This window comes from Labrys sedimenti (genome assembly GCF_034424805.1).
Taxonomy (GTDB): Bacteria; Pseudomonadota; Alphaproteobacteria; order Rhizobiales; family Labraceae; genus Labrys; species Labrys sedimenti.
Genome location: NZ_JAXOUF010000001.1, coordinates 77,013 through 88,914 on the forward strand (window position 1 = coordinate 77,013; position 11,902 = coordinate 88,914).

The window sequence follows — 11,902 nt, forward strand, 5'->3', positions numbered from 1 at the left end:
TCGCGCTTGCATCCCTCAAAAGGGAAGCTGGCGCGGTTTCGTTTTGCGTGGTTGTTCACGCAGGGCAAAGCAGTGCGTTCGTAAGGGCGTACTAATCGATGTTGAAGGGCGAACGATGCCAACCATTAGCCAGCTGATCCGCAAGCCGCGCGAACCGAAAGTGTATCGCGAGAAGGCGCGCCACCTGGAAGCATGCCCGCAGAAGCGCGGTGTGTGCACTCGCGTGTATACGACGACCCCGAAGAAGCCGAACTCGGCTTTGCGTAAGGTTGCCAAGGTGCGTCTCACCAATGGCTTTGAGGTCATCGGCTACATCCCCGGCGAAGGCCATAACCTTCAGGAGCATTCCGTGGTCATGATCCGCGGCGGCCGCGTGAAGGACTTGCCCGGCGTCCGCTATCACATTCTCCGCGGTGTCCTCGATACCCAGGGTGTCAAGAACCGTAAGCAGCGTCGTTCGAAGTACGGCGCGAAGCGTCCGAAATAAGGGAAGATTTCACCATGTCCCGTCGCCATCGTGCAGAAAAGCGTGAGATCATTCCGGATCCGAAGTTCGGTGATCTCGTCGTGACCAAGTTCATGAATGCCATCATGTATGATGGCAAGAAGTCGGTTGCCGAAAAGATCGTCTACGACGCTTTCGACACCATTGAAGCCAAGGCCAAGCAGAGCCCGATCACGGTGTTCCAGACGGCCTTGTCGAATGTCGCTCCGGCGATCGAAGTTCGCTCCCGCCGCGTCGGTGGTGCGACCTATCAGGTCCCGGTCGAAGTTCGCCCGGAGCGCCGTCAGGCTCTCGCCATCCGTTGGATCCTCAGCGCGGCCCGCAACCGCAACGAGAAGACCATGGAAGAGAAGCTGTCGGGCGAGCTGCTCGACGCCTCCAACAACCGCGGCAACGCCGTGAAGAAACGCGAAGACACGCACCGGATGGCCGAGGCCAACCGCGCCTTCTCGCATTACCGCTGGTAAGGCTGGAAGCAGGATCGAGGATCACACGATGGCCCGTACGCACGCGATCGAGGACTACCGCAATTTTGGTATTATGGCGCACATCGACGCCGGTAAGACCACGACGACCGAGCGGATCCTTTACTACACCGGTAAGTCCCACAAGATCGGCGAAGTCCATGACGGCGCCGCCACGATGGACTTCATGACCCAGGAGCAGGAGCGCGGCATCACGATTACGTCCGCCGCGACGACCGCTCTGTGGGCTGGCAAGCGCCTCAACATCATCGACACCCCCGGGCACGTCGACTTCACCATCGAAGTCGAACGCTCGCTGCGCGTGCTTGACGGTGCCGTCTGCGTGCTCGACTCCAACCAGGGCGTCGAGCCTCAGACCGAGACCGTCTGGCGCCAGGGTGACAAGTACAAGGTTCCGCGTATCGTCTTCGCCAACAAGATGGATAAGACGGGTGCTGACTTCTACAAGTGCCTCGACGACATCGTGAAGCGCCTCGGCGCCAAGCCGATTGCCATTCAGTTGCCGATCGGTTCGGAGTCGAACTTCAAGGGCATCATCGATCTCGTTCGCATGAAGGCCGTGATCTGGTCGGGTGAATCGCTGGGCGCCGAATTCGACGCCAACCTGCCGATCCCGGAAGACATGGTCGAGAAGGCCAACGAGTACCGCAACATGCTCATCGAAGCTGCTGTGGAACTCGATGACGACGCTCTCGCCGCCTTCTTCGACGGCCAGGAGCCGGATGAAGCAACCCTGAAGCGCCTGATCCGCAAAGCCGTCCTCACCGGCGCCTTCTATCCCGTGCTTGCTGGTTCTGCCTTCAAGAACAAGGGCGTGCAGACGCTTCTTGATGCAGTGGTCGACTATCTGCCGTCGCCGGTGGACGTGCCCGCCATCAAGGGCATCGACCCCAAAACCGAAGAAGAAGTCGAGCGCAAGTCCTCGGACGCCGAGCCGCTTTCGCTCCTTGGCTTCAAGATCATGGACGACCAGTATGGCGTCCTGACCTTCTGCCGCATCTATTCGGGCAAGCTCGAGAAGGGCGTTTCGCTGCTCAACTCCAGCCGCGAGAAGAGCGAGCGCGTTGGCCGCATGGTGCTCATGCATGCCAACAACCGCGAGGAAATCGCCGAAGCCTATGCCGGCGACATCGTCGCTCTGGTCGGCCTCAAGGATACCCGCACCGGCGACACGCTGTGCGACCCCGCGCATCCGGTCATCCTGGAGCGTATGGAATTCCCTGAGCCGGTCATCGAAATGGCGATCGAGCCCAAGACCAAGGCCGACCAGGAAAAGATGGCGCTGGCCCTGATCAAGCTCGCTTCGGAGGATCCGTCCTTCCGCGTGTCGACCGACCAGGAATCCGGCCAGACCATCATCAAGGGCATGGGCGAACTCCATCTCGACATCAAGGTCGACATTCTGCGTCGCACCCACAAGGTCGAGGTCAATGTCGGCGCGCCGCAGGTGGCCTTCCGTGAGAAGATCACCAAGCGGGCCGAGATCGACTACACGCACAAGAAGCAGACCGGCGGTACCGGCCAGTTCGCTCGCGTCAAGTTCATCGTCGAGCCGAACGAGCCCGGCAAGGGCTTCGAGTTCGAGTCGAAGATCATTGGCGGTTCGGTGCCGAAGGAATACATCCCCGGCGTCGAGAAGGGCCTCAACTCGGTTCTGGGCGCGGGCATCGTTGCCGGCTTCCCGGTGGTCGACGTCAAGGTGACGCTGATCGACGGTGCCTTCCACGAAGTCGACTCGTCGGCACTTGCCTTCGAAATCGCCTCGCGTGCGGCCTTCCGTGAAGCCCTGCAGAAGGGCGGTTCGGTTCTGCTCGAGCCGATCATGAAGGTCGAGGTCGTGACTCCGGAAGAATATACCGGCTCGGTCATCGGCGATCTCAACTCCCGGCGTGGACAGATCCAGGGCCAGGACATGCGCGGCAACGCGAATGTCGTGAATGCCATGGTTCCGCTCATGAACATGTTCGGCTACGTCAACCAGCTGCGCTCCTTCACCCAGGGCCGCGCCAGCTACACGATGCAGTTCGATCATTACGAACAGGCGCCGTCCAACGTCGCTGCTGAAATCCAGGCGAAGTACGCCTGATCCCCTTGATTTGAGTTTCATCCGCCGTTTCGGCGACAGGTGAAGGAGGCCCCGATGGCCAAAGAGAAATTTGAACGCAACAAGCCGCACTGCAACATCGGCACGATTGGTCACGTTGACCATGGCAAGACGTCGCTGACGGCGGCGATCACGAAGGTTCTTGCCGAGACGGGCGGTGCGACGTTCACGGCGTATGACCAGATCGACAAGGCTCCGGAAGAGAAGGCTCGCGGCATCACGATCTCGACGGCGCACGTCGAGTACGAAACGAAGAACCGCCACTATGCTCACGTCGACTGCCCCGGCCACGCCGACTATGTGAAGAACATGATCACGGGCGCGGCGCAGATGGACGGCGCGATCTTGGTCGTGTCGGCGGCTGACGGCCCGATGCCGCAGACCCGCGAGCACATCCTCTTGGCCCGCCAGGTCGGCGTTCCCGCGCTGGTGGTGTTCCTGAACAAGGTCGACCTGGTCGACGATCCGGAACTGCTCGAACTGGTCGAGATGGAAGTTCGCGAGCTTCTGTCGAAGTACGAGTTCCCCGGCGACGACATTCCGATCACCAAGGGCTCGGCCAAGGTTGCGCTGGACAATGGCGACAAGGCCATCGGCCACGACGCCATCCTGGCTCTGATGCAGACGGTTGACGACTACATTCCGCAGCCGGAGCGTCCGATCGACCAGCCCTTCCTGATGCCGGTCGAAGACGTGTTCTCGATCTCGGGCCGTGGCACCGTGGTGACCGGCCGTGTCGAGCGCGGCATCGTCAAGGTTGGCGAGGAAGTCGAGATCGTCGGCATCCGCGCCACGCAGAAGACGACCGTCACGGGCGTCGAGATGTTCCGCAAGCTGCTCGACCAGGGCCAGGCCGGCGACAACATCGGCGCGCTGCTGCGCGGCACCAAGCGTGAGGACGTGGAGCGCGGCCAGGTGCTGTGCAAGCCCGGCTCCGTGAAGCCGCACACCAAGTTCAAGGCCGAAGCCTACATCCTGACCAAGGAAGAGGGTGGCCGCCACACGCCGTTCTTCGGCAACTACCGTCCGCAGTTCTACTTCCGCACGACGGACGTGACGGGCGTGGTGACGCTGCCGGAAGGCACGGAAATGGTGATGCCGGGCGACAACATCGCCATGGAAGTGAACCTGATCGTGCCGATCGCCATGGAAGAGAAGCTGCGCTTCGCCATCCGTGAAGGCGGTCGTACCGTCGGCGCCGGCGTCGTCGCCGCCATCATCGAATAAGAGCTTATCAAAGCGCGTCTTACGGCGCGCCGTTAAGCGGCGCGCCACTTAATTTTCGGAGTCAGGGCAATGAACGGCCAGAACATCCGCATCCGTCTCAAGGCGTTCGACCATCGTATCCTCGATACGTCGACCCGCGAGATCGTATCGACGGCCAAGCGCACTGGCGCCGCCGTCCGCGGACCGATCCCGCTGCCAACGCGGATCGAAAAGTACACGGTGAACCGCTCGCCACACGTGGACAAGAAATCGCGTGAGCAGTTCGAGATGCGCACCCATAAGCGCCTGCTCGACATCGTAGACCCCACCCCGCAGACCGTGGACGCGCTCATGAAGCTCGACCTCGCCGCAGGCGTGGACGTCGAGATCAAGCTCTGATCAGGCTCCTCTAGGCTTAGGAACGAACGCCATGCGTTCTGGTGTCATTGCACAGAAGATCGGCATGAGCCGCGTCTATAACGACGCTGGCGAGCATGTCCCGGTCACGGTTCTCCGTCTCGACGATTGCCAGGTCGTCGCTCACAGGACCAACGATAAGAACGGCTATACTGCGCTTCAGCTCGGTGCCGGCCTCGCCAAGGTCAAGAACACGACCAAGGCGCAGCGCGGCCACTTCGCTGTTGCCAACGTTGAGCCCAAGCGTAAGGTCGTCGAATTCCGCGTGCCGGAAGCCGACCTGATTCCGGTTGGCGCGACGATCACCGCGGACCACTTCGTCCCGGGCCAGTTCGTCGATGTCACGGGCACGTCGATCGGCAAGGGTTTTGCCGGTTCGATGAAGCGCTGGAACTTCGCCGGCCACCGCGCCAGCCATGGTAACTCGATCACGCATCGTGCCCATGGTTCGACCGGTCAGCGCCAGGATCCAGGCAAGACGTTCGCCGGCAAGAAGATGGCGGGTCACATGGGTGACGAGCGCATCACCACCTTGAACCTCAAGGTCGTGCGCACCGACGTCGAGCGTGGCCTGATCCTGGTCGAGGGTGCCGTTCCCGGCGCCAAGGGCGGCTGGATCCTGGTGCGCGACGCCGTGAAGAAGCAGCTGCCGGAAGCAGCGCCGAAGCCCGGCGCGTTCCGCTTGCCCGAAGCTGCTGCTGCAGCCGCCGGCGAGTGAGGAGGAGCCGATGAAACTCGCAATTACCACTCTCGAAGGCTCCGAAGCCGGTTCGGTCACGCTGTCTGACGAGATCTTCGGTCTCGAGCCGCGCGCCGACATCCTGCAGCGTGTCGTGCGCTGGCAGCTGGCCAAGCGCCAGGCCGGTACGCACAAGACCCTCGGCCGGTCCGAAATCAACCGGACCAAGAAGAAGCTGTACAAGCAGAAGGGCACCGGCGGTGCTCGTCACGGTGCAGCCTCGGCTCCGCAGTTCCGTGGCGGTGGTCGCGCCTTCGGTCCGGTCGTGCGCTCTCATGCGCATGATCTGCCCAAGAAGGTCCGTGCCCTCGGCCTCAAGCATGCGCTTTCGTCCAAGGCGAAGACGCAGCAGCTGATCATCGTCGACAAGGCCGTCGCCGAAGTGATCAAGACCAAAGCGCTGAAGGAAACCTTCGGCAAGCGCGGTCTGGCCAATGTGCTGATCATCGACGGCGCCGAACTCGACCAGAACTTCGCACTGGCCGCCCGCAACATCCCCAACGTGGATGTGCTGCCGGTCCAGGGCATCAACGTCTACGACATTCTCCGCCGTGACAGCCTCGTGCTTACCAAGGCGGCCGTCGATGCGCTGGAGGCGCGCTTCAAATGAGCACCGATGTCAGGCATTACGACGTGATCGTGTCGCCGGTGATCACCGAGAAGGCGACCGCTCAGTCGGAACATAACCAGGTGGTGTTCCGGGTTTCCCCGGATGCGACCAAGCCGCAGATCAAAGCCGCCGTCGAAAAGCTGTTCAATGTCAAGGTGACGGGTGTCAATACGCTCGTTCGCAAGGGCAAGACCAAGCGTTTCAAGGGCATTCTGGGCACTCAGAGCGATGTCAAGCGCGCGATCGTGACTCTGGCCGAAGGCCACACGATCGACGTGACGACGGGCCTCTGAGGCGCGGGCCGGAAAGGGAGAGAGACCAATGGCTCTCAGGAAATACAAGCCGGTTACGCCGGGCCTGCGCCAGCTCGTGCTGGTCGACCGTTCCGCCCTGTACAAGGGCGCTCCGGTCAAGACCTTGACCGAGGGCCTGACCAAGTCGGGTGGCCGCAACAACACGGGCCGCATTACCTCGTTCCGCAAGTCGGGCGGGCATAAGCGGGCCTATCGCATCGTTGACTTCAAGCGCCGCAAGCTCGATGTCGAAGGTACGGTCGAGCGGATCGAGTACGATCCCAACCGCACGGCGTTCATCGCGCTGATCGACTACACCGATGGCGAGAAGGCCTACATCCTGGCTCCGCAGCGTCTGGCTGTCGGCGACAAGGTGATTGCCGCCGCCTCGGCCGACGTGAAGCCGGGCAATGCCATGCCGATGTCGGCGATGCCGGTAGGCACCATCGTCCACAATGTAGAGCTCAAGCTCGGCCGTGGCGGTTCGGTGGCCCGGTCTGCCGGCAGCTATGCCCAGATCGCCGGCCGCGATGGCGCCTATGTCATCCTGCGCCTGAACTCGGGCGAGCAGCGCTTGGTTCTGTCGAGCTGCTTTGCCACGGTGGGTGCGGTGTCGAACCCGGACCACATGAACATCTCGCTCGGTAAGGCGGGTCGTTCGCGCTGGCTGGGCGTCAAGCCGTCCGTCCGCGGTGTTGCCATGAACCCGATCGACCATCCCCATGGTGGCGGTGAAGGCCGTACCTCGGGTGGCCGTCACCCTGTCACGCCCTGGGGCAAGCCGACCAAGGGCAAGAAGACGCGTTCGAACAAGGCGACGAACAAGTTCATCGTCTCGTCCCGTCACGCTAAGAAGAAGTAAGGAGACCACCCGTGTCCCGCTCAGTCTGGAAAGGCCCGTTTGTCGACGGGTACCTCCTGAAAAAGGCGGATGCCGCGCGCGGCTCCGGCCGCAGCGAGGTCATCAAGACCTGGAGCCGTCGCTCCACCATCCTGCCGCACTTCATCGGCGTGACTTTTGGCGTCTACAACGGCCAGAAGCATGTCCCGGTGCAGGTGACCGAAGACATGGTTGGTATGAAGCTCGGCGAGTTTGCTCCGACCCGGACCTTCTATGGTCACGCGGCGGACAAGAAGTCGAAGAGGAAGTAAGTCATGGGCAAGCCGAAGTCCGAACGGGCCCTGCCTGACAATGAAGCGAAGGCGGTTGCGCGCATGCTGCGCGTTTCGCCGCAGAAGCTCAATCTCGTCGCGTCCCTGATCCGCGGCAAGAAGGTGGACTCGGCTCTGGCCGACCTGACCTTCTCGCGCAAGCGCATCGCCACCGACGTGAAGAAGACGCTGCAAAGCGCCATTGCCAATGCCGAAAACAATCATGGCCTCGACGTGGACGATCTGATCGTCTCCGAAGCCTATGTCGGCAAGGCATTCGTCATCAAGCGTTTCCATGCCCGCGCCCGCGGCCGGGCAGGGCGCATCGAGAAGCCCTTCTCCAACCTGACGGTCGTCGTCCGCCAGGTCGAAGCCAAGGCGTAAGGAGCAAACGATGGGACAGAAAGTTAATCCGATCGGCCTGCGTCTGGGCATCAACCGGACCTGGGATTCCCGCTGGTTCGCCAACAAGGGCGAATATGGCAAGCTGCTGCACGAGGACATTGCGATCCGCCAGGCGCTGATGAAGCTCCTGAAGCAGGCCGCCGTGTCGCGCATCGTCATCGAGCGTCCGCACAAGAAGTGCCGCGTCACGATCTACTCGGCTCGTCCGGGCATCGTGATCGGCAAGAAGGGCGCCGACATCGACAAGCTGAAGAAGGCCGTGTCGAAGCTCACCACCTCGGAAGTGCACATCAACATCGTTGAAGTGCGCAAGCCCGAAGTGGATGCGACCCTGGTTGCGGATTCGATCGCTCAGCAGTTGGAGCGTCGCGTTGCGTTCCGCCGCGCCATGAAGCGTGCCGTGCAGTCGGCCATGCGTCTGGGCGCCGAAGGCATCCGTATCAATTGCTCGGGCCGTCTGGGTGGCGCTGAAATCGCGCGTCTGGAGTGGTATCGCGAAGGTCGCGTGCCGCTGCATACGCTGCGCGCCGATGTCGATTACGGCACGGCGACGGCATTCACTACCTTCGGTACGTGCGGCATCAAGGTCTGGATCTTCAAGGGCGAAATCCTCGAGCACGATCCGATGGCCCAGGACAAGCGCCTGGCGGAGGCCGACACCGGCCGTTCGTCTTCGCGCCCCCGTCACGAAGCTGCGTGAGCGGCTTGCGGGAGTTGAGAGAATAGAACCATGTTGCAACCCAAGCGCACTAAATTCCGTAAGCAGTTCAAGGGCCGCATTCACGGTGTGGCCTCTTCGGGCGCGCTCCTGAACTTCGGCCAGTTCGGTCTGAAGGCCCTGGAACCCGAACGTATCACCGCGCGTCAGATCGAAGCCGCTCGTCGTGCGATCACCCGTGAGATGAAGCGCCAGGGCCGTGTATGGATCCGCATGTTTCCGGACGTGCCGGTCTCGGCAAAGCCGGCTGAAGTGCGCATGGGTAAGGGCAAGGGTGCTCCCGATCATTGGGTCGCCCGTGTCAAGCCGGGGCGCATCATGTTCGAGCTGGATGGTGTGAGCGAGGAAATCGCTCGCTCCGCCCTGACCCTCGCTGCCGCCAAGCTGCCGATCAAGACCCGCATCATCCAGCGCATTGCTGAGTGAGGAAAACACCATGAAGATTCAAGACATCAAGGTGCTGTCCGACGACCAGCTTGCCGATGAACTCGCCAAGCAGAAGAAGTCGCAGTTCAACATGCGCTTCCAGAAGGCCACGGGTCAGCTCGAAAACACGGCCGAGGTGCGCAAGGTTCGCCGCACTATCGCCAAGATCAAGACGGTTCAGAGCCAGAAGGCCGCGACCAAAGCCAAGGCTTGAGGAGATAATTCATGCCCAAGCGCGTCCTGCAAGGCGTCGTCGTCTCTGACAAGAACGACAAGACGATTGTGGTGAAGGTGGAGCGCCGCTTCACCCATCCGCTGCTGAAGAAGACGGTGCGTCGCACCAAGAACTACCATGCTCATGACGAGAGCAACGGCCATAAGGTCGGTGATATCGTGTGGATCGAAGAGGGTCGCCCGATGTCGAAGCTGAAGCGCTGGGTCGTCGTCGACCAGGCGGCGGAAGCAGCCAAGGCTTGATCGTCTGGCAGGGCAGGGAGGCGTTCCAGCGCCTTCGCGCCGACACGGTAAAATAAAAGCCGGCGGAAGCCGGCTTTGTGCTTGTGATTGGCCGAAGGAATCGCTAGAAGACCGGCTTTCCTGGAGCGTTGGCGAAAGGGGTGGAGGTCTCCACCGCCTTGGCCGCGCTTTCGTGCTTGTTAGTGATTTGCCGGCTGCAAGGCTGGCGAAGTGGGCTCAAAGCCGAGCAGGCGGCGAGCTTCACGGCGGTTGGGTTTCGATCCTGCTGCCAAACCCGAGGTTGGGCCGGGTCCGCTGCGTGCGGATACCAGCCTGCGAAGAATAAGAGGGTACGTCATGATTCAGATGCAATCGAATCTCGACGTCGCGGACAATTCTGGTGCCCGACGCGTGATGTGCATCAAGGTTTTGGGCGGCTCGAAGCGGAAATATGCTTCCGTCGGCGACGTTATTGTCGTTTCGATCAAGGAAGCCATTCCGCGCGGGCGCGTCAAAAAGGGTGATGTGATGAAGGCCGTGGTCGTGCGTACGGCCAAGGACATCCGTCGTCCCGACGGTTCGGTGATCCGCTTCGACCGCAATGCGGCCGTGCTGATCAACAATCAGAAAGAGCCGATCGGCACCCGCATCTTCGGGCCGGTTCCGCGCGAGCTGCGCGCCAAGAACCACATGAAGATCATCTCTCTGGCTCCGGAGGTGTTGTAACATGGCCGCCAAGATCAAGAAGGGCGACAAGGTCGTCGTCATGACCGGCCGCTCCAAGGGCCGTGTCGGTGAAGTGATCCAGGTGTTCCCGGAAGAGAACCGTGCGATCATCCGCGGCGTGAACGTCGTGCGTCGCCATCAGCGCCAGACCGCGAGCCAGGAAGGCGGCGTGGTTTCGAAGGAAGCGCCGATCCACCTGTCGAACGTCGCCATTGCCGATCCCAAGGATGGCAAGCCGACCCGCGTCGGCTTCAAGGTTCTCGATGGCGGCAAGAAGGTTCGCGTCGCCAAGCGTTCGGGAGAGCAGATCGATGGCTAAGTCCCCAGCCACGGCCGAGACCGCGAATGGCGATGCCTATTCGCCGCGTCTGAAGGCCTATTACAATGACGTGGTTCGTCCCGAGCTGATCAAGCAGTTCGGCTACAAGAACCCGATGGAAGTCCCCACGATCTCCAAGATCGTGCTGAACATGGGCGTGGGCGAAGCCACCGCCGACACCAAGAAGGTCACCGTTGCGGCCGCCGACCTTGCTCTCATTGCGGGTCAGAAGCCGGTGATCACGCGGGCTCGCAAGGCGATCTCGCAGTTCAAGGTGCGTGAGAACATGCCGATCGGCGCGAAGGTCACCCTTCGCAAGACTCGCATGTATGAGTTCTTCGACCGCCTGGTGACGATCGCGCTGCCGCGTGTTCGTGACTTCCGTGGCCTCAACCCGAAGAGCTTCGATGGCCGTGGCAACTATGCCATGGGCTTCAAGGAGCACATCGTGTTCCCCGAGATCAACTACGACAAGGTCGATCAAGTCTGGGGTATGGACATCGTCGTCTGCACCACGGCCAAGACCGATGAGGAAGCGCGTGCGCTTCTGAAGTTGATGAACTTCCCCTTCCGGCAGTGAGGCGGTTGATCCGCCCTCAAACGCGGAACGTTGGAGACCTACATGGCTAAGAAAAGTTCGATTGAGAAGAACAAGCGCCGCGAAAAGCTCGCCAAGCAGTATGCTGGCCGCCGCTCCCGCTTGAAGGCCATCGCCAATGACGAGTCGTTGTCGATGGAAGAGCGCTTCACCGCTCGTCTGAAGCTCTCGGAACTGCCGCGCAACTCCGCCAAGGAGCGCGTGCGCAACCGTTGCGAAGTGACCGGCCGCCCGCGCGCCGTTTACCGCAAGCTGAAGATGTCGCGTATTGCTTTGCGCGAACTCGGTTCCAAGGGGCTGGTTCCCGGCCTCGTGAAGTCGAGCTGGTGAGGAGATATCGTCATGGCGATCAATGATCCTGTCGGCGATATGCTGACCCGTATCCGTAACGCGCAGATGCGCCGCAAGACCAGCGTTTCGACGCCCGGTTCCGGCCAGCGCGCTCGCGTTCTCGATGTGCTGCAGGCGGAAGGCTATATCCGCAACTACACCGTTACCGATTTCGGCAACGGCCGCAGCGAGTTCGAGATCGAGTTGAAATATTATGATGGCGCCCCGGTGATCCGCGAGATCGCCCGCGTCTCGAAGCCCGGCCGCCGCGTCTACGTGTCCGTCAAGGACATTCCGCGCGTCGCTAACGGACTGGGCGTGTCCATCGTTTCGACCCCGCGTGGTGTCATGGCCGATCATCAGGCTCGTGAATCCAATGTCGGTGGCGAAGTGATCTGCACCGTGTTCTGAGC

General features: G+C 61.6%; 20 protein-coding genes. All 20 read left to right on the top strand.

Annotation, left to right across the window (positions count from 1 at the left end):
- Nucleotides 1–115: 115 nt before the first annotated feature.
- The 20 genes from rpsL to rpsH all read left to right on the top strand — a co-directional run bounded on the left by rpsL (nt 116) and on the right by rpsH (nt 11,900).
- Complete coding sequence (rpsL, locus tag U1R88_RS00320) at nt 116–487, top strand: 30S ribosomal protein S12 (protein ID WP_068299562.1); 372 nt, start codon at nt 116–118, stop codon at nt 485–487.
- 14 nt (nt 488–501) lie between these two features.
- Nucleotides 502–972 carry a 30S ribosomal protein S7 gene (gene rpsG, locus U1R88_RS00325; RefSeq protein ID WP_068299564.1) on the top strand — a complete coding sequence of 157 codons (471 nt, stop codon included), beginning with the start codon at nt 502–504 and terminating at the stop codon, nt 970–972.
- Between the two features lie 28 nt (nt 973–1,000).
- The gene (gene fusA, locus U1R88_RS00330; RefSeq protein WP_068299571.1) at nt 1,001–3,076 is read left to right on the top strand and encodes an elongation factor G; all 2,076 of its coding nucleotides are present in this window, start codon (nt 1,001–1,003) and stop codon (nt 3,074–3,076) included.
- A 54-nt stretch (nt 3,077–3,130) separates the two neighbouring features.
- Nucleotides 3,131–4,321 (top strand): elongation factor Tu, encoded by a 1,191-nt coding sequence (tuf, locus tag U1R88_RS00335; RefSeq protein ID WP_322430473.1) that lies wholly within the window; start codon nt 3,131–3,133, stop codon nt 4,319–4,321.
- A gap of 69 nt (nt 4,322–4,390) precedes the next feature.
- Nucleotides 4,391–4,699, top strand: coding sequence for a 30S ribosomal protein S10 (gene rpsJ / locus U1R88_RS00340; RefSeq protein ID WP_068292049.1), 309 nt, complete (start codon nt 4,391–4,393; stop codon nt 4,697–4,699).
- A 31-nt stretch (nt 4,700–4,730) separates the two neighbouring features.
- The gene (rplC, locus tag U1R88_RS00345; RefSeq protein WP_068292051.1) at nt 4,731–5,435 is read left to right on the top strand and encodes a 50S ribosomal protein L3; all 705 of its coding nucleotides are present in this window, start codon (nt 4,731–4,733) and stop codon (nt 5,433–5,435) included.
- A gap of 10 nt (nt 5,436–5,445) precedes the next feature.
- The gene (rplD, locus tag U1R88_RS00350; RefSeq protein WP_068292053.1) at nt 5,446–6,066 is read left to right on the top strand and encodes a 50S ribosomal protein L4; all 621 of its coding nucleotides are present in this window, start codon (nt 5,446–5,448) and stop codon (nt 6,064–6,066) included.
- Entirely contained in the window at nt 6,063–6,359 is a 297-nt protein-coding gene (locus tag U1R88_RS00355) for a 50S ribosomal protein L23 (protein ID WP_068292055.1), read from the top strand. Before rplD ends, U1R88_RS00355 begins: the two co-directional genes overlap by 4 nt.
- Nucleotides 6,360–6,387: 28 nt before the next feature.
- Entirely contained in the window at nt 6,388–7,221 is an 834-nt protein-coding gene (gene rplB, locus U1R88_RS00360) for a 50S ribosomal protein L2 (protein ID WP_068292059.1), read from the top strand.
- A gap of 11 nt (nt 7,222–7,232) precedes the next feature.
- A complete protein-coding gene (gene rpsS / locus U1R88_RS00365) occupies nt 7,233–7,511 on the top strand; it encodes a 30S ribosomal protein S19 (RefSeq protein WP_068292063.1) in 279 nt (92 codons plus the stop codon).
- Nucleotides 7,512–7,514: 3 nt separating this feature from the next.
- A complete protein-coding gene (rplV, locus tag U1R88_RS00370) occupies nt 7,515–7,895 on the top strand; it encodes a 50S ribosomal protein L22 (protein WP_068292065.1) in 381 nt (126 codons plus the stop codon).
- Nucleotides 7,896–7,905: 10 nt separating this feature from the next.
- Complete coding sequence (gene rpsC / locus U1R88_RS00375; RefSeq protein ID WP_322429512.1) at nt 7,906–8,616, top strand: 30S ribosomal protein S3; 711 nt, start codon at nt 7,906–7,908, stop codon at nt 8,614–8,616.
- Nucleotides 8,617–8,646: 30 nt separating this feature from the next.
- Nucleotides 8,647–9,060 (top strand): 50S ribosomal protein L16, encoded by a 414-nt coding sequence (rplP, locus tag U1R88_RS00380; protein ID WP_068292075.1) that lies wholly within the window; start codon nt 8,647–8,649, stop codon nt 9,058–9,060.
- 10 nt (nt 9,061–9,070) lie between these two features.
- A complete protein-coding gene (rpmC, locus tag U1R88_RS00385) occupies nt 9,071–9,274 on the top strand; it encodes a 50S ribosomal protein L29 (protein ID WP_068292078.1) in 204 nt (67 codons plus the stop codon).
- An 11-nt stretch (nt 9,275–9,285) separates the two neighbouring features.
- The gene (gene rpsQ, locus U1R88_RS00390) at nt 9,286–9,537 is read left to right on the top strand and encodes a 30S ribosomal protein S17 (protein WP_068292084.1); all 252 of its coding nucleotides are present in this window, start codon (nt 9,286–9,288) and stop codon (nt 9,535–9,537) included.
- Between the two features lie 336 nt (nt 9,538–9,873).
- Nucleotides 9,874–10,242: a 50S ribosomal protein L14 gene (rplN, locus tag U1R88_RS00395; RefSeq protein ID WP_068292087.1), complete on the top strand. Its 369-nt coding sequence runs from the start codon at nt 9,874–9,876 to the stop codon at nt 10,240–10,242.
- Nucleotide 10,243: 1 nt separating this feature from the next.
- Complete coding sequence (gene rplX, locus U1R88_RS00400) at nt 10,244–10,561, top strand: 50S ribosomal protein L24 (RefSeq protein WP_068292089.1); 318 nt, start codon at nt 10,244–10,246, stop codon at nt 10,559–10,561.
- Nucleotides 10,554–11,141 carry a 50S ribosomal protein L5 gene (rplE, locus tag U1R88_RS00405; protein ID WP_068292092.1) on the top strand — a complete coding sequence of 196 codons (588 nt, stop codon included), beginning with the start codon at nt 10,554–10,556 and terminating at the stop codon, nt 11,139–11,141. Before rplX ends, rplE begins: the two co-directional genes overlap by 8 nt.
- Before the next feature lie 42 nt (nt 11,142–11,183).
- Nucleotides 11,184–11,489, top strand: a complete 306-nt coding sequence (gene rpsN / locus U1R88_RS00410) for a 30S ribosomal protein S14 (protein WP_068292095.1) — start codon at nt 11,184–11,186, stop codon at nt 11,487–11,489.
- 12 nt (nt 11,490–11,501) lie between these two features.
- Nucleotides 11,502–11,900 carry a 30S ribosomal protein S8 gene (gene rpsH, locus U1R88_RS00415; RefSeq protein ID WP_068292097.1) on the top strand — a complete coding sequence of 133 codons (399 nt, stop codon included), beginning with the start codon at nt 11,502–11,504 and terminating at the stop codon, nt 11,898–11,900.
- The last annotated feature ends 2 nt before the right edge of the window (nt 11,901–11,902 follow it).